Consider the following 25,161-nt stretch of genomic DNA (forward strand, 5'->3'; position numbering starts at 1 on the left):
GGTGTACGTCAAGGATGGGTGAACGGAAGGCGGGGACGACGACGATGGACGGCATCGACCGGGAACTGCTGGCGCTGCTTCAGGAGGACGCCGCTCAGTCCTACGCGACCCTGGGCAAGGCGGTGGGCCTCTCGGCGGGCGCGGCCCACGAGCGGGTACGCAAACTGCGCGAGCGCGGGGTGATCCGCCGCACGACGGTCGACGTGGACCCTGCGGCCGTCGGCCAGGGCGTGCTGGCGTTCGTCATGGTCGACTCGACGGCGTGGATGGGGGACAGGGCGGAGGACTTCGCCGCGATCCCCGAGATCCAGGAGGCGCATGTCATCGCGGGCGCGGCGAGCGTCCTGGTCAAGGTCCGTACGGGGACGACGGAGCAACTCCAGGACGTGCTGCGGAGGCTGTACGCGATCGACGGGGTGAGCGGGACTCAGGCGACGGTGTCGCTGGAGACGTTCTTCGAGAGGCCGGTGTCACCGGGGGCGTCGTGAGGGCCGTCCGGGTCGCCTGGGCCGCTGGGGCCGTCCGGGCCGCCGGTGCTCGCCCTGAAGCCGCGCACTCCCGGCACGGCCGCCGTCCCCGCGCACGCGATCCCCACCACGGCTGCCGCGATCCACAGCGGGGCCGCCGTACCCCACGCGTCCGCGGCGAGCGGCCCGAGAACGTACGCCAGGGGCATCGCGGCCAACGACAACAGCCAGTCGTACGAGGTGACGCGGGCCAGCGCGCCGGAGGGTATCGCCGCCTGGACCGACGTCTGCCAGACGGGGCTGAGGAAGCCGAGTCCCGCCTGCGCGAGGCCGTACGCGGCGATCACGGCCGGTGTCGGGGCCTCGGCCGCGAGCAGGGCGAGGGGCAGGGCGTATGTCGCGAGGCCGAGGTTGGCCACGAGGACCGGGCGCTTCGGTCTCGCGCGCCCGGCGAGGAGGGAGCCGGCCAGCAGGCCGAAGGCGCCCGCCTGGAGGATCGCGATCCAGGTGCCCTCGCCGCCCAGCTCCTCGACGGCGATGACGGGTCCGAGTGTCATGAGGACGGCGGCGGCGCCGTTCCAGGCGGAGTGCGCGACGAGGCTGGTCCAGTACCAGTCGCGGCTGCGCACCTCGTGCCAGCCCTCGACGAGATCCCTGCCCAGCGAACGGCGCGCGGCGGGCTCCTTGATGCGGTGGAGGCGGACGGCCGTGAGGAGGCACGCGCTGACGGCGAAGGACGCGGCGTCGAGGACGAAGGCCCAGCCGGGCCCCGCGAGCAGGATCAGCAGCCCGGCCAGCGCGGGGCCGCCGACGCGGGAGCCGCTGCTGACCACGCCGATGAGGGCGTTGGCCGCGTGCCGGTCCTTCGCCGCGACCGTGCCGGTGATGAGCGGCGAGAGGGTCGGCATGGCGAAGGCGGAAGCGGCGCCGCCGATGGCTTCGGCGAGGGCGATCTGCCACAACTGGGGATCACCGCCGAGCAGTTGAACGCCGACGAACAGCTGGGTCACGCACCGCACCAGGTCGGTGGCGAGGGCCACGGTGCGGGGGTTGAACCGGTCGCCCACGACGCCGCCGAGCGGCAGCAACAGCAGCTTCGTGCCCATCGCGCAGCCGAGTACGAGTGCGAGCGCGGAGGTGGAGCCGGTGGCGCGGAGCACGGCGAGGGCGAGGGCGGCGGGGATGACGGCGTCGCCGATGAGGGAGAGGGAGCGGCCGAGGAAGAACAGCCGGAAGGACCGGTTGCGCAGCAGGGGGTGCGACAGCATGGAGGGGACTGTATTTCGGATCCGAATTATTCGTCAACGAAATATCAGAGACCGAAGCATACCGAAGTAGGCTGCTGAGCATGGCGAAGAGGCGCGAGAACGAGGGAGCCGCCGAGACCCCGGGGGCTGAGACGGATGAGCGGGACCGCGACTGGACCGACGGTCACGTGGAGCGCTGGCTCCCGGTGCTCCCCGCTCTCGACCCGGACATCGAGGGCGCGGTCACCCGCATGAAGAAGCTCACCGTCCATCTGCGCCGCGTCCGCGAGCAGTCCTTGGTCGACTTCGACCTGGAACGCCCGGAGTTCGACACCCTCCACAAGCTGGCGGGCCGCGGCGGCCGGGCGACCCCGTCGCAGCTGGCCGCCGACCTGGACCTGGCCCCAGCCTCCGTGACCGGCCGTCTGGACGGCCTGGAGCGGCGCGGCCTGATCCGCCGCACCCCGTCGAAGGCGGACCGCCGCCGGGTGGACGTGGAGCTGACGAAGTCGGGCCGGTCGATCTGGCTGGGCGCGATGGACGTACTGGGCCACGAGGAGTACCGCCTCCTCGGGGTGCTTCCCAAGGAGGAGCGGGCGCAGCTCTCGGACATGCTGCGCCGCATCATGGTGGTGGCGGAGGAGGGTGGCGGGGCGCAGTGGCAGTAGTGCACGCCCTGGGGGCTGGCGCCTTGTGGGCTGACGCCTTGTGGCTGACGCCCGCCGGACCGGCTAACTCCGGGCCAGCTCGGGCCGCTTGCGATAGTCCGTGAACCCGGTGACGTTCCCCCACGGGTCGGCGAACTCCACGGTGTACCCGGTGGCGACGGAGAAGGGCGGTGCCAGGAGCTTGACCCCGGCGCCCTCAAGGGCCCGCGCGGCACCCCGCGCGTCGGGCACCTCCAGCCACACCCGGGGCGTGGACCACGCGGAAGGCCGGTGCTCGACCCCGTCCTCCACCCGCAACAGAATCCCGGGTGTCTCTTTCCCCACCTTCAGGATCGCGAGCCCGATCTCGTCGATCCGGTGCGCCACGGGAAACCCGGCACGCTCGTAGAAGTCGACGGCCTCGCCGAGGTCGCCGACGGGGAAGAGCACGTTGTCGAAGCCGAGCAGTTCGGTCGACTGCTCACCGGATTGACGAACGGACTGGTCAACGGAAAGGCCGACCGACTGGTTGTCTGACATTCCGTCACAGTAGGCCGGTCGGCCGGAACCGTACGCAGGCGCGCATGAGCCGCGCTGCGGGTGTGCGTTTCTTCGGCCGTCCGGACCAGGCTTGTTCGCCGGGGCGTGGGGGGCGTGGGGGGGGGCAGGAAGGCGCCAGCCGCCTACGGCCCGAAGGCCGACGTCAGCGGCAAGGGCACGGCCGTGTTCTTCTACGAGACCGTCCCGGGCGGGTGCAAGTAGCGCAGATCACCCTTCGTCCGGCCCACGAAGTTCGCCCGGAACTCGGCCGGAATCTTGATCTCCGGCCACTTCGCACCGGCGGGCTTCGCCGACGGGCTTGCGGAGGCCTGCGAACCGCCGCCCCCGCCCCCTCGATCTTGTCCGAGGAGTCCTTGTCTCCCGTCACGAGCGGGCTGGGGCGGTTCGCTCTGGTACTCCCGTGGAGGCGGAGGCTGTGATTTCTCCGGTCGAGCGCAGCGAAGCATGCGCGCTCAGCGGTTGATCGACTGGACCTCCTGGACGTTGATGTCCTGCGTCCCGTCGAACGTGCCGTTCGGGAGGTCGCCGCCGGTGCCGCCGGAGCCTTCCCAGGTGATCTCCCAGGTGATGGACGCCTTCAGCTGGAACGGCTTGCCGCCGGTGGAGCGGAGGTACGCGATGCCGCACGGCGGGTCCTCCTTGGAGGAGCCCTTCGTGTACGGGGTGCCGATGCTGCCGTCCTCGTCGACCTTGCACTCGCCGGACGCGGGGAAGGTCCGCGCGTCCGCCGTGCCGGGCTCCAGGTGGAGGCTGACCGGCTTCGCCGTGGTCTCCGCCCACACCCCCGTACCCGGCAGCTCGGCGCGGACCTTGACGTCCTCGAAGGTGCCCTTGTCCAGCCAGACCCAGGTGGGCAGATTCACCGTCGACTTGGCTTCGGGCTTCAGCTCGACCTCGGTGTCGGGGACCTTGACCTTGTCGTACGCGTAGGAGGCGAGGACCTTGGGCGAGGGGGCGTTGGCGATCTTCGGAAGGGTCCCGGCATCCTGCCAGAAGAGGGTCTCCTGGCAGTTGTACGCCTCCGGGTCGTCCTCCATGTCAGGGTTGACGACGCCGCGCCAGAACTTGCCGTCCTTGCCGAGGTTGAAGTTCTTGTAGCTCTTGGTGCCGTCGCTCTGCGGCGTGCCCTTCTCGTAGTTGTCCACCATCAGCTGCTCGCCCCAGCTGAGCGTGGGTGTGACCGGGACCAGGTTCTCGTTCGGGTTCTTCTTGAGCTGCTCCGTCGCGGCCTTCACCTGCTCGGACGTCGCCACGGGCTCGTACCAGCAGGCCGGGGGCTTCCAGTTCGGGTCCACCGGAGCGAGGCCCTTGCCGGACGTTCCCGACTTCCCGCCGGAGACCTGCTCGACCGTCACGCTCGTGGCGGTGGCCCCTGCGTTGAGCGAGTTGCCGGAGGCACCGCCGGACGGACCGGCGGGCGGGTGGTCGTTGTCCTCACCGAACGCGTGCGCCGCCGTCGGCCAGGCCCCGAGGGCGAGCACCATCGTGGCCAGCAGAGGGAGCGACCTCCTGAGGGGCCTCATCACTTGTCGCAACCCCCGCGCACCGTCTCGAGCGAAACGGTGCTCCAGACGCCCTCGGACGTCTTCTTCAGGGTGGTGCGGTACTGGAGGACGGGGTTCACGTCGTCAGGAGTGCCCGTCTTCTCCTTGGTCTTGCGGTCCTCGGTGTAGCCCTTGCTCTCGTCCACGCAGTAGAAGAGCACGCCCCCACCGGTGTCGGAGATGCTCACCTGCGGATCGAAGACCCTGGCCTTGCCGATCAGGTTGTGGTTGTTGTCCACGTACCCCTTGATGTACGTCCTGGACGACGTCAACGCCTGCTGCGCGTTGTAGAAACTCACGGCCTTGGACTGCGGGTCCGAGTCGATGATGGCCAAGTACTCCGCCTTCAGGCGCTCCTTGCCGTCATCGAGGATCGCCTGCTTCTTCGGGTCACTGCTCTGCCAGCCGGCGAAGTCGGCCTTGAAGGAACCCGGCAGCTCCACCTCAGGACGCTTCGCACCGCCCGGCTTCGCCGAAGGGCTCGCGGAAGCCTTCGTTCCCCCGCCTCCCGCCCCCTCGATCTTGTCCGGGCCCCCGTCGTCCCCGCCTCCCGAACCGCACGCGGTCAACAGAAGGGCCGCGGATGCGGTGAGCGTGGCCGTCATGAGACGGATGGGGCGGTTCACTCGGGACTCCCGTGAGGTGGGGGGTAACTGAAGCGAACCAACGCTATCTCTGGGGCGAGTGCAGACACCAGGCGGATTCGGTCGACGACCTGGGCTTTTATGCGGGGAGGGTGGCCAGCTGGCCCGACGCGTTCACCGATGCGAGAGAGCGAGGGCCTGGCCGGTTGTCGCCGGGAACAGCGAGAGGGCCCCGCCCCGGCACAAGACCGGGAACGGGGCCCTCAGCAGCTCAGCAGCCGACGTACAGACGTAGAGACGTAAAGACGTACGGCCGACCAAGAAGAATCAGAAGCGCCGCGTGATCAGCGCCCGCTTCACTTCCTGGATCGCCTTCGTGACCTCGATGCCACGCGGGCACGCGTCCGTGCAGTTGAACGTCGTGCGGCAACGCCACACGCCGTCCTTGTCGTTCAGGATCTCCAGGCGCTGCTCGCCCGCCTCGTCACGCGAGTCGAAGATGAAGCGGTGGGCGTTCACGATCGCCGCGGGGCCGAAGTACTGGCCGTCGTTCCAGAAGACCGGGCACGACGACGTGCACGCCGCGCACAGGATGCACTTCGTCGTGTCGTCGAACCGCTCGCGGTCCTCCGGCGACTGCAGGCGCTCGCGCGTCGGCTCGTTGCCGGAGGTCACCAGGAACGGCATGACGTCGCGGTACGCCTGGAAGAACGGGTCCATGTCGACGACCAGGTCCTTCAGGACCGTCAGACCCTTGATCGGCTCGACCGAGATCGGCTTGGACGGGTTGATGTCCTTGATCAGGGTCTTGCAGGCCAGGCGGTTGCGGCCGTTGATGCGCATGGCATCCGAGCCGCAGATGCCGTGGGCGCAGGAGCGGCGGAAGGTCAGTGACCCGTCGAGCTCCCACTTGATCTTGTGGAGGGCGTCGAGGACACGCTCCTTGGGGTCGATCTCCACCTGGAAGTCTTCCCAGGTCGCGTCCGCCGAGATCTCCGGGTTGAAGCGGCGGATACGGAAGGTGACCGTGATGTACGGGGAGTCGGCGAAGCCGGCCTCGGGCTTGGCGTCTTCCTTGTCGAGGGTCGGGGTTGCCATCAGTACTTACGCTCCATCGGCTGGTAGCGGGTCTGGACGACAGGCTTGTAGTCGAGGCGGATCGACTCGGCGCCGTCGTCGCCGACCTCGCGGTACGCCATGGTGTGGCGCATGAAGTTGACGTCGTCGCGGTTCGGGAAGTCCTCGCGGTAGTGACCGCCGCGGGACTCCTTGCGGGCCAGGGCCGACTGCGCCATGACCTCGGCCAGGTCGAGCAGGTTGCCCAGCTCGACGGCCTCCAGGAGGTCGGTGTTGAAGCGCCGGCCCTTGTCCTGGATCGAGACGTTGAGGTAGCGCTCGCGGAGCTCCGCGATCTTCTCCACCGCCGTCTTGATCGTCTGCTCCGTGCGGAACACCATGACGTTGGCGTCCATGGTCTCCTGCAGCTCCTTGCGGAGCTCGGCGACCCGCTCGTTGCCCGTGGCGTCGCGCAGGCGCTCGACCTGGGCCACGACGAGCTCCTCGGCGTTCTCCGGGAGTTCGACGAAGTCGTTCTTCGCCGAGTACTCGGCCGCGGCGATACCCGCGCGACGGCCGAACACGTTGATGTCCAGGAGCGAGTTGGTGCCCAGGCGGTTGGCGCCGTGCACGGAGACGCAGGCGACCTCGCCCGCCGCGTACAGGCCCGGGACGACCGTGGTGTTGTCCGCGAGGACCTCACCCTCGACGTTCGTCGGGATGCCGCCCATGGCGTAGTGCGCGGTCGGCTGGATCGGGATCGGGTCCGTGTAGGGCTCGATGCCGAGGTAGGTGCGAGCGAACTCCGTGATGTCGGGAAGCTTCGCGTCCAGCTGCTCCGGCGGGAGGTGCGTCAGGTCGAGGTAGACGTGGTCGCCCTCGGGACCGCAGCCGCGGCCCTCTCGGATCTCCGTGTAGATCGACCTGGACACCACGTCTCGCGACGCGAGGTCCTTCATCACCGGCGCGTACTTCTCCATGAAGCGCTCGCCGTCCTTGTTGCGGAGGATGCCGCCCTCACCACGGGCGCCCTCCGTGAGAAGGATGCCCATGCGCCAGATGCCGGTCGGGTGGAACTGGAAGAACTCCATGTCCTCCAGCGGCAGACCGCGGCGGTAGCAGGCCGCCTGGCCGTCACCCGTCAGCGTGTGCGCGTTCGACGTCACCTTGAAGAACTTGCCGGTGCCGCCCGACGCGTAGACCACGGACTTCGCCTGGAAGATGTGGATCTCGCCGGTGGCCAGCTCATAGGCGACCACGCCCGCGCTCTTCTTGACGCCGTCGACCTCGACGAGGAGCTGGTCCAGGACGTAGAACTCGTTGAAGAACTCCACGCCCTCCTTGATGCAGTTCTGGTAAAGCGTCTGGAGGATCATGTGGCCGGTGCGGTCGCCCGAGTAGCAGGCACGGCGGACAGGAGCCTCGCCGTGGTTGCGGGAGTGACCGCCGAAACGGCGCTGGTCGATCTCACCCTTGGGCGTACGGCCGAAGGGCAGACCCATCTTCTCCAGGTCGAGGACCGCGTCGATGGCTTCCTTCGCCAGGATCTCGGCGGCGTCCTGGTCGACCAGGTAGTCGCCGCCCTTGATCGTGTCGAAGGTGTGCCACTCCCAGTTGTCCTCCTCCACGTTGGCGAGCGCGGCGGCCATGCCGCCCTGCGCCGCGCCCGTGTGGGAGCGGGTCGGGTAGAGCTTCGTCAGGACCGCGGTCCGGCTGCGCTTCGTCGCCTCGATGGCCGCGCGCATGCCCGCGCCGCCGGCGCCGACGATGACAGTGTCGTACTTGTGAATCTTCACTGGGTTCGCCTCGGCTTTAGCGGATGTTCGGGTCGAAGGTGAAGATCACCAGCGTGCCCAGAAGGATGGTGAACACCGTGGCGGTGTACAGCAGGCCCTTGAGCCACAGGCGCGTGTTGGCGCGCTCCGCGTAGTCGTTGATGACCGTGCGCAGGCCGTTGGCCCCGTGCAGCATCGCGAGCCACAGCATCAGCAGATCCCAGACCTGCCAGAACGGCGAGGCCCAGCGACCGGCGACGAAGGCGAAGCCGATCTTGCTCACGCCGCCGTCGAGCACCAGCTGGATCAGCAGGTGGCCGAGGACCAGGACGACCAGGACGACGCCGGACAGGCGCATGAAGAGCCATGCGGCCATCTCGAAGTTGCCGCGGGTCGAGCGCGGGGTCTTGGAGGTGCGCTTGCGCGGCGCCTCGATGAGGGGGGCCGGGTTGTCGACGTCGTAGAGCGAGGCGCCTTCGACGGGGCCCACTCCGGCTTTGTCGAGCGTGGTGTCGGACATGTCTGGCGTCAGCTCCCGAAGACTTCGCGGACGGCGTGGCCGAGGACCGGGTAGAGCGCCCCCACCATCAGGACGACCCAGATGCCCACGACGGTCCAGAGCATCTGCTTCTGGAAGCGCGGGCCCTTGGACCAGAAGTCGACGGCGATGACACGCAGGCCGTTCAGGGCGTGGAAGAGGATGGCGGCGACCAGGCCGTACTCAAGGAGTGCGACGAGGGGCGTCTTGTAGGTGCTGACGACATCGTCGTACGCCTCCGGGGAGACGCGGACGAGAGCGGTGTCCAGCACATGCACGAACAGGAAGAAGAAGATGAGGACGCCGGTGACTCGGTGAGCCACCCAGGACCACATTCCTTCCCGGCCGCGGTACAGCGTTCCAGCCGGCACGGCAGAACCCTCCGGGAGCGGGGATTGGGGCCAGCCGGCTTGGGTGGTCGGACGGGCCCGGCCGGGTACGGTCCACCGGCCGCTCGTCATCGTATCGACGAGTTGTCGGTTCGTTCGCGCGGGGTAGCCAGGTGTGATCAAACAGGCAATCAAACAGGCACGTACGGGCTATTCAGGTCGTGCACGAGCCGGGTGAGTCGCCCGCGTGCGAGCTTGCGCAATTCCTCGGCCGCCAGGACCCGCTCCTCCTCCGGGTCGTTGGCGAGACGGGCGCGGATTCCGGCGAGCAGATGGTCGAGGGCCTGGGTCGGCGGGACGTCGTCCAGGCAGATCACGAAGACGTGACCGAACCGGCTCTCGTACGCGGCGTGCGCGGCCCGCAGGGCGGTGTCGGCGGCGCCGTACGTGCCCTGCCGGGGGATGACCGGACGCAGAGGTTCGCAGGCCAGGGCCTCGGCGAGGTCCGCGAGCGGGAGGTCGTACGCCGCTTCGTCGGACGCCGCGAGCAGGGCGTCCAGGTCTGGATACGGCCGGTGCGCGACGAGCCTGCGGGCCCAGAGGTGGCTGCCGCAGCAGGTGAGGAGTGCGGCTTCGGCTGCGCCGGGCTCTGCGGTGTTCAAGCGCTCCGGGGTGCGGTTCGGCTCCGCCGGGGGGCTTGGTGAACTGTGCGGGGGCAGCGGGGACTCCTGGGCAGGGGGCATCGATGAGGGAGGCGTGGGGTTTTGTCGTAACGCTAGCGAGACGTGGTGAGGACTGTCTGACGTATGCGTGAATTTCACCCGGATGGGAGAGTTTCGCTTCGCGTGGTGGACGGTAGGGCCGCGGGCCCCGTTCTACCGTGTGCGGATGCTGGCTCTCACTGCTGATGTCCGTGGCGCCCGTGCCGTCCGGTGGGGGGTTCCCTGGACCGCCGCCTCGCGGCGGATCTCTCCCTCCCGTCCACCCCTTTGCCCCGCAGCGCATGGCCCGACGAAGGGCCGTGACCAGTGATCTCCCGCCCCCTCGCCATCGCCGCCGGCGCGGTGGCCGCCGGAGCCGTCGTCCTGACCGTTGCCGTCTGGCCCGACGGCGGGGACGGTGGCGCGCCCGCGAATCCGCCGTCCGACAGCAAGTCCGCCGTCTCCCCGACCCCCTCGCCCACGAAGTCGTACCCCCTCTCCAAGGCCCCCTCCACCATCCCCGCCGTACGCGAGCACACCGCGGCGCGCGGGCCGGGATGGAAGCCGCAGGACGGCGGGCGCGTGGTCGTCGGTGACGGCGACCTCGCGGACGAGGGGAAGCTGCTCGCCGGGGAGCTGAAGCTCAAGTACGCCGGTGAGGCCGACCCCCGCAAGGGCGACGTGGAGCTCGCGCTCACGCCGGAGAAGGCCGACGCCTCGGACGGCAGGGACGAGTCGTACACCCTCACCGTGAAGGGGCAGCGGGTGAAGATCACCGCCCCCGAGGAAGTGGGCGTGTTCTACGGGACCCGCACCCTGAAGCAGGAGGTGCGCGGCGAAGGGACCGCGCCCGAAGGCGTCGTACGCGACCGGCCCGCCAAGCCCCAGCGCGGCTTCATGATCGACATCGCGCGCAAGCACTTCGACGCGGCATGGATCGAGGACCGGATCCGGGAGCTCGGCGACCTCAAGTACAACCAGCTCGGCCTGCACTTCTCCGACGACCAGGCCTTCCGCATCGAGTCGGACTCGCACCCCGAGATCGTCTCGCGCGACCACCTCAGCAAGGCGCAGGTCCGCCGCATCCTCAAGCTCGCGGCCGGCCGCCACATCACGGTCGTGCCCGAGATCGACTCGCCGGGCCACCTCGGCGCGGTCATCGCCGCGCACCCCTCGCTCCAGCTCCGCGACACCCGTGGCGTCGCCGCGCGCGGCGCGGTCGACATCTCCAAGCCGCAGGCCGCGGAGATCGTGGACGACCTCCTGGAGGAGTACGCGGATCTCTTCCCGGGGCGCTACTGGCACCTCGGCGCCGACGAGTACCGCGCCCTGACGGTCGAGAATCCGGAGGCCAGCTATCCGCAGCTGGCCTCCGCCGCCCGCGAGAAGTACGGCTCCGACGCCCGCGTGCAGGACCTCGCGACCGGCTGGCTCAACGACCGGGCCGAGACCATGCGCCCCTACGAGCGCGGGCTCAGGGCCTGGAACGACGGGTTCTTCCGCGGCGGGGTCGTGCAGGCCGACGACGATCTCGACGTCGCGTACTGGACGGGCAAGGAGATCGGGGCGAGGGAGCCGGTCGAGTACCTGAAGGCGGGCCGCAACGTCATCAACTACAACGACGAGTACCTCTACTACGTCCTCGGCCAGCCCAACACCTTCCGTTACCCCACCGGGCAGCGGATCTACGAGGAGTGGACCCCGCTGGTGATCCGCGGGACGAAGCCGGTGAGCGCGGAGTACGACGACCAGATCCTCGGCGGCTCCTTCGCGGTGTGGTGCGACCTGGCCGACTCGCAGACGCAGGCACAAGTGGCGCAGGGGGTCCGGATGCCGCTGCGGGCGACGGTCCAGAAGCTGTGGGATGCGCGCAAACCGGGGCTGTCCTGGGGGGAATTCGTGAAGTTGGCCGACCAGGTGGGGTAGGTTCCGGAGGCCGTCGGCGCCCTGGGGAGGGACGTCGGCGGCCTCTTCTGTCCTGGATTACTGGAGTCCTGAATTCCTGAAGTCCTGGACGGATCCGTCGTCCTGTCCGAACCCGTCGTCCTGTCCGAACCCGTGGGGGGTTGCTCAGCCATGCTGTGCACGGAATGTCAGTTCAATACGGCGACGACGTCGGACGGCCTCTGCGGCGTCTGCGTCATCGCGGCCGCGCAGTCGCAGCCCGCGCCCCGCCCCGGGTACTCGGCCAACGGGCATCCCGCCCACCTGCGTTCGCCGGTCGGCCTCGCCTGGGCCACCATCGCGCTGCTCGGCGCCGTCATCGCCGCCGACCTGTACTCATTGTGGGCGGGCACGGTCGTCCAGGACGTGATGGACGACCTGCTCGGCTCGCGCTACGCGGTGGGCTACGGGACGGACCTGGTGCGGGAGGCCGAACGGGCCGACACGCTGTACTCCGTCTCCGGCTATCTGCAGACGGCCGCGCTCGTGGCCACCTGCGTCGTCTTCCTCTGCTGGTTCCACCGGGTCCGTGTGAACGCCGAGGTGTTCGAGCCGCACATCCACAGCAAGACGCGCGGCTGGACCGTGGGCAGCTGGTTCGTGCCGGTCGTGAACCTGTGGTTCCCGCGGCGGATCGCGCTGGACATCTGGGACGCGAGCGGCGACCGCTCCGTGGCCCTCGACCGGACGATGACCCTCGGCGACCCCTCGGCGCGCGCCACGCACCCGCTGATCAACGGCTGGTGGACGCTGTGGGTGGCGAGCCTGCTCGTCGGGCGGTGGGCGTCCTCGGGGTACTGGGCCGCTGAGGAGCCCGAGGAGGTCGACGCGGCGGTCTCCAGGCTGATGCTCGCGGACGTCCTGGACATCGCGGCCGCCGTGATGGCGATCCTCTTCGTGCGCCGTCTGACGCGGATGCAGGACGCGAAGGCGAAGGCGGACCCGCTGACGGTCGGGCATGTCTCTGCTTGATCTGCTTGACCTGCTCGATCTGCTTGAGGGGCCCGCCCTCCTTGAGCGGCCCTTGAGAGGTCCGTCCTTGAGCGGCCCCTTGAGAGGTCCGTGAGATCCGTTTTCTGCTTTTTGGTGGCGAACTTGCTTACGTCTGTGGTGTATTCGCCCAAAGCCGATCGCAGCCGCCAAGAGCAGTCGAGCAGCGTGAGTCGAGTACACGGGGAGAGACGCAGGCATGGGCTACTGGGGTTATTACGTCGTGGGCAGGAGCGAGCGGCCACTCGTGGAGCTCTCGGCGGTGGCGGGAGTGCGGGACGAGCTCAGCCTCCTCGTGCAGCGGGACGACGGCTGGCAGGTGTGGGAGGTGCCGGGCGGTGACGGCACGCGCGACGTCGGCAACATGAACACCCTGGCCCAGGAGACGGGTTCGCCCGCGCTCTTCGGCTACGTCATGGACAGCGACTGCGTGGTCGTCGAGGCGGCGGCCCCGGAGAGCGGCGTCTGGACGACGTGTCTGGCCCGCGAGGCGATGGCCGGGTACCTCGGCGACGACGGTCTGAGCCTTGACGACTACTTCCTCGAGCCGCGTGACGCGGCCACCCGCGCGGTGACCTGGGCGGCGGAGTCGGGCAGGACGGTGGGGGCGGCGCCCCTGCTCGATGTGCTGAACGCCGCCGCGGAGCCGTCGGCCGAGGAGCTCTTCTTCCGCTTCCTCGACCGGCTCGGCGTGGTGCCGCAGTGACGTTCCTGGGGGCCCGCACGCAGTAGGGGACGTGCATTGTCCGCAACGGGAGGCGTACGACATGGGCGGCCCGAGTCTGGTCGAGCTGATTGCCGAGGCCGACGAGAGGGGTCTGGCGGCGAGCGGGCTCGCCTGCCTCGACCGGTGTGTGCCGCTTCTCGGCGGCGGTGACGAAGTGCTGCGCCCGCTGTGGGGGAGCCTCGCGGAGGGCGGCGCCTGGGACATGGCGCTGGCGGAGGTGCGGGTGAAGCTGGGCGGCGCGGACGTCCTGGAGGACTCGTCCGCCGACGAGGCCATCACCCTCGCCTACCGCATGCTCGGCGCCGTCCCCTCCACGCGGTCCGCCGCCGAGCTGCGGGAGTGGGCCGACGCCTGCTCCGTCGCCGCGCTGCAGATCCACCGTCTGCTGGACACCGCGCCGGACGGAGGCGCCCGCCCGTCGTCCCTGAGCGCGAGGCGTGAGGGCCGTACGGACGGGATGTCGCCGCTGGTCGCCGCGGAGCTGCGGCGACAGGTGCGGATCCTGGAACTGCTCGCGAACCAGGGGGCGGGCGCCGGGGCGCTGCGGCAGGCGCTGGAGGTGTCGATCGAGGGACGGCGCGTCCTGCGGGCCGTCGTCTCGCGGCGGGAGCGCGGCAGCAGGGTGTAGCCGCCGCCTGCTTCGCCCCGACGTCGGCCTCTTGGTACGCGATGACCTTGCCGTCGTCCGCGACGCCGAGCGGGGCCAGCGGGCCGCCGTCGCTCCCTTCCGCCCTGCCGGACTGCTTGCCGGTCTTCAGGTCGTCTCTCCGGCCGCTGAGTTGAAGGGGGAGGAGTTGAAGGGGGAGGAATGGAAGGGTTCGACTTACGGCTTCGGAGCGTGGTCCGGCGGGGGACGCGGGTCCGGTTGATGGTGTTCGTGTGTTGCCTGGGCGCCCTGCCCTCGGCGCTTGTCCTGATGTACGCCGCGCTTGGGTCCGGGCCACACCCGTGGTTCGACGGTCTGGGGATGGGGCTGGTGTACACGGTGATGTGCGGCGGCCAGGCGTGGCGGAACCCTCGGCGGGTGCGGGCCCTGCTTGACGACGGTGAGGAGCTGGTGACGGCCTTTCCGGTCGGGTCGGTCCGGACCCCCTTGTAGAGGCGGCTCGTTGGGGTCGGCGGATTTCTCGTGGTCACCAATCGGCGGGTCCTGGTGTTCGCCCACAACCGGGTCATGGATGTCCCGACGGAGCTTGTCTGGCACGCGCAGAGGCGTGAGTGGTCGGCGAGAATCGGGCCGGGGCGGCGTGAGTTCACGCTTGCCTGCGGTGAGGAGTCCCGGGGGTGGTGGTGAGGGGTGGTGGTGAGTCCTCGCTTGCCCGTGCGCGTGTCGTTCCGTCTGCCGGAACGCCGAGCGCCGTGCTGCTCCCTCAACTTCTGGGAACAGCACGGCGCATGGGGCGTTTCCTGCGGATACGTCTACGGCGTCAGCGTCTCACCCAGGTGCGCCCCCGCCGGAGTACCCAGCTGCGTGCGCCCGTAGTAGACCCCGGTCGTCGTCGAGACGCCCGATGCCCCGCTGTCCAGTTGGAGGATCGTGCCGTTGCCCTCGTCCTCGCCGTCCACGCCGATCGCCAGATCCGCGCGGCCGTAGCCCGACAGGTCTGCCAGGAGCACCGACGAGCCCAGGCGGTCCGACGTCTCCGTCGAGCCGGTGATGCCCTCGGTGTCCTGGGTGAACGCCTGCGTGCCCGTGCCTGTCAGGCCGGACGACGTGCCCTTCATCAGCAGCGACGTGCCCGCGTCCTTCTTCGCCGCCCCGGATCGTGTGATGTCCTCGTTCGGCGCGCCCGTCAGGACGTCCGCGTAGCCGTCCAGGTTGAAGTCGCCCGCCGAGACCGACCAGCCCATCGCGTCGCCCGACTCGGCGGCGCCCGGGACGCCTGACGTGTCCTGGTGGATCGTCTTCATGCCGGTGGTCGTGAAGCCTGTCGAGGTGCCCGGGACCACTGTCACCTGGCCGCCCGCGTGTGCGCCCGACTCGGCCGTGTACGGCTGGCCGATGACCAGGTCGTCGTAGCCGTTGCCGTTCACGTCGCCCACCGCCAGTGACCTGCCGCCCTTCACCGTCAGCGAACCGACCCTGCTCAGGCCCGACCTCGTGCCCTTGAACCACTGCACGCGGCCGATCCCCGCCTGGTCGCGGTAGTTCAGCGCCACGTCCGCGTAGCCGTCACGGTTGAAGTCGCCGGACACGGCATCCGCGTACGAGATGGCCGTGTCGCCCGACGTCAGGGTGCCGCCCACCTCGTTGCCCGCCTTGAAGCGTGCCGCCCATGTGCCGCCGGTGCCGGTGGACGCCGAGAAGACGTCCGCCTTGCCGTCCGCGTTGAAGTCGCCGACCGCCACCGCGGAGCCGAACTTGGCGCCCGGGTAGTGGAAGTCGTCCGCCAGCTGCATGTCCGTGCCGGTGGTGAAGTCCGGGCCGTAGAGCATCGTGACCGCGCCGCGGTCCTTGTTCGTGGCGTCGTCCTCGCCGGGGGCGCCGATCGCCAGGTCCGCGTATCCGTCACCGTTGATGTCACCCCAGGCCGTGGCCGCCGCCCAGTTGTCGCCCGCCTCCGATGCGCCGGGGACGCCGGGGCTGGACTGGGTGAGGGTCTTCTTCAGGCCGCTCACCGGGCCGTCGAGGCCGCCCGGCACGACCGTCAGGCTGCCCACGCCGCCCGACGCCTTGGGCGTGCCCGCCACCAGGTCCGTGATGCCGTCCCGGTTGAAGTCGGCCGTGGGAATCGCGGAGTCGCGGGCCGGGCTTGCCGCGTAGCGGCGGATCTCACCGAGCTTGGCGTAGAGGGTCTTGCCGGGGCATGCCGTCGCGAAGCCGTCCCGGTGGCCGGAGATCGTGTTGAGCGACGGAGTGTCGCCCTTCTTCCACACGCCCGTGTCGTCGGCCGCCGTCAGCGTGACCTTGCCGGTGGGGTCGCCCTCGTACTGGCCCAGCTTCCAGGCCGCGACGCGCGACACCGACTCCAGGGCCGCGCGGGTCGGCCTGCCCGCGGGCTTGTTCGTGGCCGGGTCGCCCTCGAAGTCGCCGAGCACCGCGATGCCCGCGGACTCGCCGTTGAAGCCGTACGTGTGCGCGCCGCGCACCGGCAGATCGGTGCCGCCGCCGCGGCCCTCGAAGACCTGGCCGCACTTGTCCACGAGGAAGTTGTAGCCGAGGTCGTTCCAGCCCTCGGTCTCCACGTGGTACGTCATGATGCCGCGGACCAGGGACGCCGACTGGGCGCAGCTGTAGTCGTTCGTGCCGACCGTGTGGTGGACGAAGACCGCCTTGACCTTGTCTATGTACTCCGGCGGGTCCTTGACCTGCGACTCGTCCGCGCCCCATGCCGCCCTGCCGATCATGGGCGGCTTGGTGACGGTGGACGGCGGAGCCGGCGGAACCGTGGGCTCGGGCTCCGGGTCGGGGGAGGCGGAGCCCGAGGGGGTGGGGGCCGGTGATGACGTGGGGGCCTCGGACGGGGCCTGGGACGGGGCCTCCGAAGGCGTGGGCGACACCGGGTCGTTCGGCTCCGGGGAACTCGGTTCCGGGGTAGTCGGATCGGGGGTCTCGTCCGCCGCGAACGCCACCGGCGCCATCGCCGATCCGTCGAGCGCCGGGTTGTCCGCCTCCTTGGAGGTCACACCCGGGTCCACGAGGTTGACCTCAAGTCCCTTGGGAAGCGCCTCACTTGACGTGCCGTCCGCCGCCACCACGCGGACCTCGACGCCGTCCGACGGGCCGACCCACAGCGGCTCGGAGGCGGCGCGCATGCCCGCCTCGGCCTTCTCGGGCAGGTGCAGCTCCAGGTCCAGGTTCTGCCATCCGGTCCACTTGGCACTCTCGATGGAGCGGGTGCGGACCTGGGCCGTGCCCTCGAGTTCCTTCGTCACGCCGGTCCAGGAGACGCCGAGCAGCGAGAACTGCTTCGTCGACGTGCGCGGCAGCTCCCTCTCCTTGGCGCCGTCGGCCCTGAGCGCGATGTCGTGCACACTGACCGGGCGCTTGTCGCGGGAGACCTCGCCCGGCAGCTCCCCGGTCGAGGACTCCGCCATCGCGTACGTGACGGCCCCCGCGCCCCCCAGTACAACGGCTCCGATCGTCAGCCACGCCCTGCGCTTGAGACTCAGCGGTCTGTACGCATGCGTGGTTCGCGCCGATTCGCGCGGTTTGCGCGGGCTCAAATGCCCCACCCCTTAGCGGAATTGCCGGTTGACCAACAGCGAGTGCGTACGACTGCCCGACGGGGCAAACGGTTGTACGGAGGTGGGTGAAATGTGACGTGACGTATCCCGCACTCCAGGGGTGTGACAGGTGGACGGAAGATTGCGCTGGGTCCCCTGACAGCTGTGAACGGGGAGACAGTGAGTGAGAGAGAAGTGCGGGTGGGGGCTGTGGTTTCTGTGGTGGGCAAGAGACGCCGGATGTGGGTGCGGGGAGTCGCCTGCTGTCTGGTGATGGGGGCGCTCGCGTCCTGCGGCGGTGGCGGCGGGGGGAAGGTGTACGAGGGGCTGGTCACGCGTACGCCGTCGGAGCCGCCGAAGCCCGCCGGCGAGGTGCGGGGCGAGCGGCTCGCCGGGGAGGCGATGGGGCTGCTCAAGGACGCCGAATCGGTGCGCATCGGGGTCGAGATGACCTCACCCAAGGGGCACCAGGAGGTCTCCCTGCACATGGACCGCCGGAGCAACTGCACGGGCACCTTCGACTCGGGGCCCCTGCAGAAGGGCGAACTGCTCATGGTCGGCGGCGGGGATGTCTACATCCGGTACTCGGACGAATCGCTCGACGCGATCCGCGATGCCGCGGTGGCGCGCGGTCCGGAGATCGCGGCCACGGCCAAGGAGCGGACGGCGCTCGCGCGCGGCAAGTACATGAAGGTGCCCAAGAAGAGCGGGAGTTCGGGGGCCGCGTCGCCGGCGAAGATGTGCGATCTCGACAAGGTGCTCGGCCAACTGGGCTCGGGGCCCGACTCCGACATGACCGGCGCGCGTGCCCTGCCGGACCGGCAGTGGCACGGCGAGAAGGTCACTCCGCTCGCCGCGACGGACGGCGGGCACGACATGACGGCCTATCTGGCGGCGGACGGCGAGCCGTACATCGTCGGCATGACGCAGACGCGGGGCGACGAGCGGATGGAGATGCGGATGTCCGACTACGACAAGCCGGTCGCCGCACGCGTTCCCGACCCCTCCCTGGTCCTGGACCCCGAAGCGCTCGGCATGGGCATCGGCGGCGGTTCGCTGTTCGAGGTCTGAGGACCATCCGGGCCTGTGACATTTCTGCGGGCCCTGGCGCAGCTCAGCGTGGGGGCACGGACACGGTGAGCTGTGTCGCGTCGGTACGGATGGGAAAGCGTGGGTCGAGGAGGGGAACCCCGTCGCGCACGGGAGCGGGACGAGGGTCTGGGCGACGCGGTCGCGCGGGCGCAGGCGGGCGACGAGGCGGCTTTCGCCGTCGCCTACCGCCTGGTGCAGCCGGGGCTCGTCGGCTATCTGCGGGGTCTGGTCGGGCACGACGGAGAGACCGCCGAGGACATCGCGGCCGAGGCCTGGCTGGAGATCGCCCGTGACCTGGGGCGGTTCCGGGGCGACGGCGCGGGTTTCCGGGGCTGGACGGCGACCATCGCGCGCCACCGGGCGCTCGACCATCTGCGGCGCCAGAAGGTCAGGCCGCGCCCGTCCGCCCTCGAACAGGACGTGCTGGACCTTCCCGGCCCGTACAGCACGTCGGAGCAGGCGCTCGAATCGATCTCCACGGAGCAGGCCCTCGCGCTGATCGCGGGGCTGCCGCGCGACCAGGCGGAGGCGGTGCTGCTGCGGGTCGTCGTCGGCCTGGACTCCCCGGCGGCGGCGCGGGTCCTCGGCAAACGCCCCGGGGCGGTGCGTACCGCCGCCTATCGGGGGCTTCGGCGTCTCGCCCAGCAGCTGGGCGGTGCGGGATGAGGGGGCGCGTGAGGGTGGGGGCCGATGAGTCGCCGCTGCCTCTCGCCAGGCTCCTGGCGGAGGCGATTCGCGCCGATCGGGTCGACGCGGAGGCCCAGCACCGGGCTGTCGCGGCGTTCCGCTCGGCCCGCGACGAGACCGAGCTCCCCCCACCGACCCGCCCCGACGACGACTGGCGCGCCTGAGCGGTGCCCCGGCCGCGGGCTATCGGTGGCCGCCCGCGCAGTTCCCCGCGCCCCTGACGGGGCTGCCTCGTTGTCTTCGGCCGCGGGTCCGTCTGGGTTGCTCGCGCAGTTCCCCGCGCCCCTGACGGGGCTGCCTTGTCGTCTTCGGCTGCGGGTTCGTCTGGGTTGCTCGCGCCGTTCCTCGCGCCCCTGACGGGGCGCCCCGGAGGTCCGCCCCTGAAAGGGGCGCGGGGAACTGCGCGACCAGCCACCACCAACCCGCGGACGAACAAAGGGAGAGGGAGGGACGGCGCCCGAAGCCGCAGGGGGAGAGCCGCTCAAGGCCCCCGCCAAGGTGAGCGGCCGGGGTCGCCACCCCCCACAGGAGAGACCCCGGCCGTCACGCGGACGGACCGCACGCGGCCCGTACTCCCTTCAGCGCCGTGGGTGCGTTTTCTGTCACACCGCGTACTGTCACGCGCTAGTTGCACGTTGTACCAAACATGGACGTGAGCCCACTTCAGCCCGTAGCGTGCTGCTTCGCGCCAGGCTGCGGGGGCAGGACCGCAACCGGTGTAGGCGCATAGGGAGAAGTTGTGCTGGGGGACGACGCGGAACTGACCGCCGCGGTGCTTGCGGCGCAGGACGGGGACGAGGCCGCGTTCCGGACTGTGTACCGCGCCGTGCACCCGCGGCTGCTCGGCTACGTAAGGACGCTGGTCGGAGACCCGGACGCGGAGGATGTCGCGTCCGAGGCCTGGCTGCAGATAGCCCGGGACCTCGACCGGTTCAGTGGCGACGCGGACCGGTTCCGCGGCTGGGCCGCGCGCATAGCGCGCAACCGCGCGCTCGATCACATACGTATGCGGGGCCGCCGCCCGGCGATAGGCGGCGACGAGACCGAGCTGACCGGGAAGCCGGGCGAAGCGGACACCGCCGACGAGGCGATGGAGTCCCTCGCGACCGGAGACGCCCTCGCCCTGATAGCCCAGCTCCCGCAGGACCAGGCGGAAGCGGTCGTGCTCCGGGTGGTCGTCGGCCTCGATGCCAAGAGCGCGGCCCTGACCCTCGGCAAGCGCCCCGGAGCCGTCCGCACCGCCGCACACCGCGGCCTGAAGCGGCTCGCGGAACTGCTCGGCGCCGACGGCCCGCCGAGCGAGGGTGCGCTGGACGCGGTACCGCCCCAGAGGGAGCGCCGCGGGCCTGCGGTGACGTCCGCCGGTGTGACGCATTCGCGTATCCGGGCGCAGAAGGACATGTGATGGCCGACGAGGATTACAGGTGGCTGGACCGCGAAGCGGCGGAGCGTTTGCTGAGCGGTGAGCCCATCGACGGCACCGACGGCACCGACGGCACTGACGGCGCCGATGGCATCGGAAGCACCGACCCTCACGCGCGGGAACAGGCCGCGCAACTGGCCAAGGCCCTGGCCGCACTGGCCGCCGACGACCGCGCAGGCTCCGTCGTACCCGCCGACATTTCCTCCGAACTCCCTGGTGAAGCCGCCGCGCTCGCGGCGTTCCGGGAGGCTCGTGGCCCTCATGCACGGACAGCTTCTACGCGCGTGGGAGCGGGCGAAACGGGCGAAACGGTCCACATCGGACGCTCGGCCGAGTCTCCGCGCCCCGCACGCTGGGCCCGCCCCCTGCGGTACGGACTCGCCGCGGCGCTCGCCGGCTGCATGATCGGCGGAGTCGCCGTGGCCGCAGGCACGGGCGTGCTCCCCTCGCCGTTCGGCGACCGGGACAAGCCGGGCCCCGCGGCCTCCGCCTCGTCCGTCGCCTCGCCCGAACCGCTCTCGTCCCCGTCCGACGACGCGAGCGGCACGCCGGACGTCGAGCCCGACGACGTGACCACCACCCCGGAAGGCCCCTCGCACGAACAACCCGGCAGCAGCGCGCCGCCGCAGGAGGCCGAGGACCCGGAGAGCACCTCCAAGGGCGGCACCGGCGGCACCACGCAGCCCGGCTCCGGCGACCCGCAGCGCGAGGACGAGGCGAGCGACTGGTACCGCAAGGTGGTCTCCGCATGCCGCGACTACCGCAGCGGAGAGCTCCAGGGCGAGAAGAGGCGCCGCCTGGAGGAAGCCGCCAAGGGCCCCCGGCGGGTGACCGAGTTCTGCGGCCGTGTCCTGGACGGATCCGGCAACGACCGAGAGCACAACAACGGCGGCGGCAGCGGCGACGGCGGCGGTGACGACGACGGCGACAACGGCGGTGACGGCGACCAGGACAACGGCGGCGGATCGTCCGGCGGCGGCAACGACCACTGGGGCAACGGCGGCAGCAGCCCCGTCCCGCCGATCGTGGCCCCCTCGGTGCCGCATCCGGCGCCCACGGTGACCGCCTCCTACAGCGCGCGGCCCGTACTGCCGGGCAACGGGTCCTAGCGGCGTCCTGCTCGCGCCCCGGTGGGCCTCTGACCTGGTCGGAAACATCGCGCGCCGCAGGTGTGACGTTTTTTGGAGCAGCGACGCAGTAAGAAGTGAGCCGACTGGTCATCGGCCCGCGCACGAGCCAGGGGTTCCCCCCGTACCTTTGGCTCAGTGCCACCAGCGTGGGCGGGAGACGTTCCCCCGATCCCGCCCACGCTGATTAATCCGGCCCCGTGCCGTTCTCCGGTTCCTTTACCGGTTCTCCCGCCTCACTTGTAGACGACGACCTTGTCGCCGTTCTTGACCTGCGAGAACAGACTCGCGATCTTCTTCTCGTCCCGGACGTTCACGCAGCCGTGCGAGGCGCCGTTGTAACCCGTCGCCGCGAAGTCCGACGAGTAGTGCACGGCCTGGCCGCCGCTGAAGAACATCGCGTAGGGCATGGCGGTGTCGTACAGCGTCGAGACGTGGTGGCGTGACTTCCAGTAGACGGTGAACGTGCCGTCGCGGGTGGGGGTGTACTGCGAGCCGAAGCGCACGTCCATCGTCGAGACGGCCTTGCCGTCGATCATCCACGTCAGCGTGCGGCTCTCCTTGCTGATGCACAGGACGCGGCCGGTCATGCAGCGCTTGTCGGGCTTCGACGCCGGGATGCCGCCTCCCGAGTACAGCTCGTACTTCGTGGGCTTGCGCGTCATGGCGACCAGCTTCTGCCAGGTCACCGTGTCCGTCGTGCCCGTGCTCGGCAGCCCGCGCTTCTCCTGGAATCCCCTGACCGCGGCGGTCGTGGAGTCGCCGTACGTGGCCGAGGGGTTCTCGTAGAGCCATTGGATCTGCCGGAGCCGGGCCTGCAGCTCCCGCACCTGGTCGCCGCGCTGCCCCGGGGCGAGCAGCGTCTTCGGGGGCGGCTTCGGGCTCGCCGCCCGCTCCGGTGTCCCGGACGGCTCATCGGGGCCGTTCCCGTCCGACTTCGTCTTCGTGGGGGAGATCTTGACCGGCTGCGCCTTCCCGTCCGAGTCGACGGCCTGCGCCTTGCACCCGCCGACCAGGGCGACCGCGACCACGGCCCCCACGGCTATCGCACCTTTGCCCACAACGACCCCCGCCATCGCTCCACTGCTCCACAGCCTCGCTGAGAGTGTTCCCCGCGAGTGACCACCCCTGAACGTTGCCGCATGCTGGGGGAGGACCGCTATACCGGAGAAGTAACGGAGAAGGATCTCTCGCAGGAGGCACAGAGCGATGGCGCGTGATTCGGAGTCCGGACTGCCCGTCGAGCCCGTGTACGGCCCCGAGGCCCTCGACGGCTGGGATCCCGCGACGAAGCTGGGCGCACCGGGCGCCTATCCCTTCACGCGCGGCGTGTATCCCTCGATGTACACCGGCCGCCCCTGGACGATGCGCCAGTACGCGGGCTTCGGCACGGCCGTCGAGTCCAACGCGCGGTACAAGCAGCTGATCGCGAACGGCACGACGGGCCTCTCCGTCGCCTTCGACCTGCCCACACAGATGGGCCACGACTCGGACGCCCCGATCGCGTCCGGCGAGGTCGGCAAGGTGGGCGTCGCGATCGACTCGATCGACGACATGCGGGTCCTGTTCGGCGGCATCCCGCTGGACAAGGTGTCGACGTCGATGACGATCAATGCCCCGGCCGCCCTGCTGCTCCTCATGTACCAACTGGTCGGCGAGGAACAGGGCGTCGACGCAGGCGACCTGACGGGCACGATCCAGAACGACATCCTGAAGGAGTACATCGCGCGCGGCACGTACATCTTCCCGCCCAAGCCGTCGCTGCGCCTGGTCGCGGACATCTTCAAGTACTGCCGGGCCGAGATCCCGAAGTGGAACACCATCTCCATCTCCGGCTATCACATGGCCGAGGCGGGCGCGACGCCCGCGCAGGAGATCGCCTTCACCCTCGCCGACGGCATCGAGTACGTCCGCACGGCGGTCGCGGCGGGCATGGACGTGGACGACTTCGCGCCCCGCCTGTCCTTCTTCTTCGTGGCGCGCACGACCCTCCTGGAGGAGGTCGCCAAGTTCCGTGCCGCGCGCCGCATCTGGGCCCGCGTGATGCGCGACGAGTTCGGCGCGCGGAACCCCAAGTCGCTGATGCTGCGCTTCCACACGCAGACGGCCGGGGTCCAGCTCACCGCCCAGCAGCCCGAGGTGAACCTCGTGCGGGTCGCGGTCCAGGGCCTGGGCGCGGTGCTCGGCGGCACCCAGTCCCTGCACACGAACTCCTTCGACGAGGCGATCGCGCTGCCGACCGACAAGAGCGCGCGCCTGGCCCTGCGCACGCAGCAGGTCCTCGCGTACGAGACGGACGTGACCGCCACGGTCGACCCGTTCGCCGGGTCGTACGTCGTCGAGAAGATGACGGACGACATCGAGGCCGCGGCTCTCGGACTCATGGAGCGCGTCGAGGACATGGGCGGTGCCGTGGCCGCCATCGAGAACGGCTTCCAGAAGAACGAGATCGAGCGCAGCGCCTACCGCATCGCCCAGGAGACCGACTCCGGTGAACGCGTCGTGGTCGGCGTCAACCGCTTCCAGCTGGACGAGGAGGAGCCCTACGAACCCCTCCGCGTCGACCCCGCCATCGAGGCCCAGCAGGCGGCCCGCCTCGCGAAGCTGCGGGCGGAGCGCGACCGGGCGGCGGTGGACGCGGCGCTCTCCTCGCTCCAGGAGGCGGCGAAGGGCGAGGCCAACGTCCTCTACCCGATGAAGGACGCGCTGCGGGCGCGGGCGACGGTGGGCGAGGTGTGCGACGCGCTGCGGGAGGTGTGGGGGGCTTATGTGCCCACGGACGCGTTCTGAGGGATCGGGGATGAGGGATCAGGAATGAGGAATGAGGGCTCAGGTGTCCGCACAGCGGACACCTGAGCCCTCATTCCGTACACGCGTGCGACACTCCGCCCCATGCTGGGTGTCACCGATCTTCCGACCTATCTCGCGGGCCTCGCCCTGATCATTCTGCTGCCGGGGCCGAACTCGCTGTACGTGCTCTCCGTGGCCGCACGCCGTGGCGTACGCACCGGCTATACGGCCGCGGCCGGCGTCTGGTGCGGGGACACCGTCCTGATGACGCTGTCGGCCGCCGGTGTCGCCTCGCTCCTCCAGGCCAACGCCGTGCTCTTCGGGATCGTGAAGTACGCCGGTGCCGGCTATCTGACCTGGCTCGCGTTCGGGATGCTGCGGGCGGCCGTGGGCATGTGGCGCGCGCGGCGCGAGCCGGTCGTGGAGCAGGAGGGCGGGGAGTCCGGGGGCGCCGTGGAGCGGCCGTTCCGCAGGGCCTTGGTGATCAGCCTGCTCAACCCGAAGGCGATCCTCTTCTTCATCGCCTTCTTCGTGCAGTTCGTCGATCCCGGATACGCCTACCCCGCGCTCTCCTTCCTCGTGCTGGGCGCCTTCGCCCAGGTGGCGAGCTTCCTCTACCTCACGGCCCTGATATTCAGCGGCACCAAGCTGTCGGCCGCTTTCCGCCGCCGCAGGCGGCTCTCGGCGGGAGCCACTTCGGCGGCGGGTGCGCTGTTCCTCGGGTTCGCGGCGAAACTGTCGCTCGCCAGTGGGTGAGCAAGGGTG

The 25,161-nt window shown here is 70.2% G+C and carries 24 protein-coding genes; 13 read left to right on the plus strand and 11 right to left on the minus strand.

Annotation, left to right across the window (positions count from 1 at the left end; genetic code table 11):
- Positions 1-44: 44 nt before the first annotated feature.
- Entirely contained in the window at positions 45-488 is a 444-nt protein-coding gene (locus AC07AG_RS11975; protein ID WP_478755514.1) for an Lrp/AsnC family transcriptional regulator, read from the plus strand.
- Here AC07AG_RS11975 and AC07AG_RS11980 read toward each other — a convergent pair.
- Positions 428-1,735, minus strand: coding sequence for an MFS transporter (locus AC07AG_RS11980; protein WP_478754307.1), 1,308 nt, complete (start codon positions 1,733-1,735; stop codon positions 428-430). The genes AC07AG_RS11975 and AC07AG_RS11980 overlap by 61 nt on opposite strands.
- Before the next feature lie 80 nt (positions 1,736-1,815).
- Between AC07AG_RS11980 and AC07AG_RS11985 the strand changes: the two genes are divergently transcribed.
- Positions 1,816-2,382: a MarR family winged helix-turn-helix transcriptional regulator gene (locus tag AC07AG_RS11985; RefSeq protein ID WP_478754309.1), complete on the plus strand. Its 567-nt coding sequence runs from the start codon at positions 1,816-1,818 to the stop codon at positions 2,380-2,382.
- Positions 2,383-2,445: 63 nt separating this feature from the next.
- Here AC07AG_RS11985 and AC07AG_RS11990 read toward each other — a convergent pair whose 3' ends face one another.
- From AC07AG_RS11990 to AC07AG_RS12025, 8 genes are all read right to left on the minus strand, one after another.
- The gene (locus AC07AG_RS11990) at positions 2,446-2,901 is read right to left on the minus strand and encodes a VOC family protein (RefSeq protein ID WP_478754310.1); all 456 of its coding nucleotides are present in this window, start codon (positions 2,899-2,901) and stop codon (positions 2,446-2,448) included.
- Between the two features lie 473 nt (positions 2,902-3,374).
- Positions 3,375-4,445 (minus strand): hypothetical protein, encoded by a 1,071-nt coding sequence (locus tag AC07AG_RS11995; protein WP_478754312.1) that lies wholly within the window; start codon positions 4,443-4,445, stop codon positions 3,375-3,377.
- A complete protein-coding gene (locus tag AC07AG_RS12000) occupies positions 4,445-5,092 on the minus strand; it encodes a hypothetical protein (protein WP_478754314.1) in 648 nt (215 codons plus the stop codon). Before AC07AG_RS12000 ends, AC07AG_RS11995 begins: the two co-directional genes overlap by 1 nt.
- Before the next feature lie 285 nt (positions 5,093-5,377).
- The gene (locus AC07AG_RS12005) at positions 5,378-6,148 is read right to left on the minus strand and encodes a succinate dehydrogenase iron-sulfur subunit (RefSeq protein ID WP_478754315.1); all 771 of its coding nucleotides are present in this window, start codon (positions 6,146-6,148) and stop codon (positions 5,378-5,380) included.
- On the minus strand, positions 6,148-7,902 hold the full coding sequence (gene sdhA / locus AC07AG_RS12010) for a succinate dehydrogenase flavoprotein subunit (RefSeq protein ID WP_478754317.1): 1,755 nt from the start codon (positions 7,900-7,902) through the stop codon (positions 6,148-6,150). Before sdhA ends, AC07AG_RS12005 begins: the two co-directional genes overlap by 1 nt.
- Before the next feature lie 16 nt (positions 7,903-7,918).
- Positions 7,919-8,401: a succinate dehydrogenase hydrophobic membrane anchor subunit gene (locus AC07AG_RS12015; RefSeq protein WP_351172835.1), complete on the minus strand. Its 483-nt coding sequence runs from the start codon at positions 8,399-8,401 to the stop codon at positions 7,919-7,921.
- 8 nt (positions 8,402-8,409) lie between these two features.
- Entirely contained in the window at positions 8,410-8,790 is a 381-nt protein-coding gene (gene sdhC, locus AC07AG_RS12020) for a succinate dehydrogenase, cytochrome b556 subunit (protein WP_283779093.1), read from the minus strand.
- Between the two features lie 149 nt (positions 8,791-8,939).
- A complete protein-coding gene (locus AC07AG_RS12025; RefSeq protein WP_478754319.1) occupies positions 8,940-9,410 on the minus strand; it encodes a 2-oxo-4-hydroxy-4-carboxy-5-ureidoimidazoline decarboxylase in 471 nt (156 codons plus the stop codon).
- 366 nt (positions 9,411-9,776) lie between these two features.
- Here AC07AG_RS12025 and AC07AG_RS12030 point away from each other — a divergent pair, with 366 nt between their 5' ends.
- The 4 genes from AC07AG_RS12030 (at position 9,777) to AC07AG_RS12045 (ending at position 13,738) form a co-directional block, all read left to right on the plus strand.
- Entirely contained in the window at positions 9,777-11,375 is a 1,599-nt protein-coding gene (locus AC07AG_RS12030) for a beta-N-acetylhexosaminidase (protein WP_478754321.1), read from the plus strand.
- Between the two features lie 150 nt (positions 11,376-11,525).
- Entirely contained in the window at positions 11,526-12,365 is an 840-nt protein-coding gene (locus AC07AG_RS12035) for a DUF4328 domain-containing protein (RefSeq protein ID WP_478754323.1), read from the plus strand.
- Between the two features lie 217 nt (positions 12,366-12,582).
- A complete protein-coding gene (locus tag AC07AG_RS12040) occupies positions 12,583-13,089 on the plus strand; it encodes a hypothetical protein (RefSeq protein ID WP_478754324.1) in 507 nt (168 codons plus the stop codon).
- A 61-nt stretch (positions 13,090-13,150) separates the two neighbouring features.
- Positions 13,151-13,738 carry a hypothetical protein gene (locus AC07AG_RS12045; RefSeq protein ID WP_478754326.1) on the plus strand — a complete coding sequence of 196 codons (588 nt, stop codon included), beginning with the start codon at positions 13,151-13,153 and terminating at the stop codon, positions 13,736-13,738.
- Between the two features lie 791 nt (positions 13,739-14,529).
- Here the strand turns inward: AC07AG_RS12045 and AC07AG_RS12050 are convergent.
- A complete protein-coding gene (locus tag AC07AG_RS12050; RefSeq protein WP_478755516.1) occupies positions 14,530-17,148 on the minus strand; it encodes an FG-GAP-like repeat-containing protein in 2,619 nt (872 codons plus the stop codon).
- A 351-nt stretch (positions 17,149-17,499) separates the two neighbouring features.
- On the opposite strand from AC07AG_RS12050, the gene AC07AG_RS12055 reads away from it, so the two are divergent.
- From AC07AG_RS12055 to AC07AG_RS12075, 5 genes are all read left to right on the plus strand, one after another.
- Positions 17,500-18,348, plus strand: coding sequence for a hypothetical protein (locus AC07AG_RS12055; protein WP_478754328.1), 849 nt, complete (start codon positions 17,500-17,502; stop codon positions 18,346-18,348).
- 99 nt (positions 18,349-18,447) lie between these two features.
- A complete protein-coding gene (locus AC07AG_RS12060; RefSeq protein WP_478754330.1) occupies positions 18,448-19,035 on the plus strand; it encodes an RNA polymerase sigma factor in 588 nt (195 codons plus the stop codon).
- Between the two features lie 14 nt (positions 19,036-19,049).
- A complete protein-coding gene (locus AC07AG_RS12065) occupies positions 19,050-19,220 on the plus strand; it encodes a hypothetical protein (protein WP_478754332.1) in 171 nt (56 codons plus the stop codon).
- Positions 19,221-19,795: 575 nt separating this feature from the next.
- Positions 19,796-20,461: an RNA polymerase sigma factor gene (locus tag AC07AG_RS12070; protein WP_478754333.1), complete on the plus strand. Its 666-nt coding sequence runs from the start codon at positions 19,796-19,798 to the stop codon at positions 20,459-20,461.
- Positions 20,461-21,588 carry a hypothetical protein gene (locus tag AC07AG_RS12075; RefSeq protein ID WP_478754335.1) on the plus strand — a complete coding sequence of 376 codons (1,128 nt, stop codon included), beginning with the start codon at positions 20,461-20,463 and terminating at the stop codon, positions 21,586-21,588. The genes AC07AG_RS12070 and AC07AG_RS12075 overlap by 1 nt, the downstream gene beginning before the upstream one ends.
- 254 nt (positions 21,589-21,842) lie before the next feature.
- Here the strand turns inward: AC07AG_RS12075 and AC07AG_RS12080 are convergent, their stop codons facing one another.
- Entirely contained in the window at positions 21,843-22,682 is an 840-nt protein-coding gene (locus tag AC07AG_RS12080) for a L,D-transpeptidase family protein (RefSeq protein WP_478754337.1), read from the minus strand.
- A gap of 133 nt (positions 22,683-22,815) precedes the next feature.
- On the opposite strand from AC07AG_RS12080, the gene AC07AG_RS12085 reads away from it, so the two are divergent.
- Entirely contained in the window at positions 22,816-24,396 is a 1,581-nt protein-coding gene (locus AC07AG_RS12085; protein ID WP_478754339.1) for an acyl-CoA mutase large subunit family protein, read from the plus strand.
- Between the two features lie 102 nt (positions 24,397-24,498).
- Positions 24,499-25,152: a leucine efflux protein LeuE gene (leuE, locus tag AC07AG_RS12090; protein ID WP_361053977.1), complete on the plus strand. Its 654-nt coding sequence runs from the start codon at positions 24,499-24,501 to the stop codon at positions 25,150-25,152.
- Positions 25,153-25,161: the final 9 nt, after the last annotated feature.

The organism is Streptomyces sp. NPDC044044 (assembly GCF_056434405.1).

Coding starts and splice junctions, on each gene's coding strand:
- AC07AG_RS12005 (WP_478754315.1), bottom strand. CDS start 6,148: ATGGCAACCCCGACCCTCGACAAGGAAGACGCCAAGCCCGAGGCCGGC.
- AC07AG_RS12045 (WP_478754326.1), top strand. CDS start 13,151: ATGGGCGGCCCGAGTCTGGTCGAGCTGATTGCCGAGGCCGACGAGAGG.
- AC07AG_RS12075 (WP_478754335.1), top strand. CDS start 20,461: ATGGCCGACGAGGATTACAGGTGGCTGGACCGCGAAGCGGCGGAGCGT.
- AC07AG_RS11980 (WP_478754307.1), bottom strand. CDS start 1,735: ATGCTGTCGCACCCCCTGCTGCGCAACCGGTCCTTCCGGCTGTTCTTC.
- AC07AG_RS12035 (WP_478754323.1), top strand. CDS start 11,526: ATGCTGTGCACGGAATGTCAGTTCAATACGGCGACGACGTCGGACGGC.
- AC07AG_RS11975 (WP_478755514.1), top strand. CDS start 45: ATGGACGGCATCGACCGGGAACTGCTGGCGCTGCTTCAGGAGGACGCC.
- AC07AG_RS12040 (WP_478754324.1), top strand. CDS start 12,583: ATGGGCTACTGGGGTTATTACGTCGTGGGCAGGAGCGAGCGGCCACTC.
- AC07AG_RS12085 (WP_478754339.1), top strand. CDS start 22,816: ATGGCGCGTGATTCGGAGTCCGGACTGCCCGTCGAGCCCGTGTACGGC.
- leuE (WP_361053977.1), top strand. CDS start 24,499: ATGCTGGGTGTCACCGATCTTCCGACCTATCTCGCGGGCCTCGCCCTG.
- AC07AG_RS11990 (WP_478754310.1), bottom strand. CDS start 2,901: ATGTCAGACAACCAGTCGGTCGGCCTTTCCGTTGACCAGTCCGTTCGT.
- AC07AG_RS12080 (WP_478754337.1), bottom strand. CDS start 22,682: ATGGCGGGGGTCGTTGTGGGCAAAGGTGCGATAGCCGTGGGGGCCGTG.
- AC07AG_RS12015 (WP_351172835.1), bottom strand. CDS start 8,401: ATGTCCGACACCACGCTCGACAAAGCCGGAGTGGGCCCCGTCGAAGGC.
- AC07AG_RS11985 (WP_478754309.1), top strand. CDS start 1,816: ATGGCGAAGAGGCGCGAGAACGAGGGAGCCGCCGAGACCCCGGGGGCT.
- AC07AG_RS11995 (WP_478754312.1), bottom strand. CDS start 4,445: ATGAGGCCCCTCAGGAGGTCGCTCCCTCTGCTGGCCACGATGGTGCTC.
- AC07AG_RS12050 (WP_478755516.1), bottom strand. CDS start 17,148: ATGGCGGAGTCCTCGACCGGGGAGCTGCCGGGCGAGGTCTCCCGCGAC.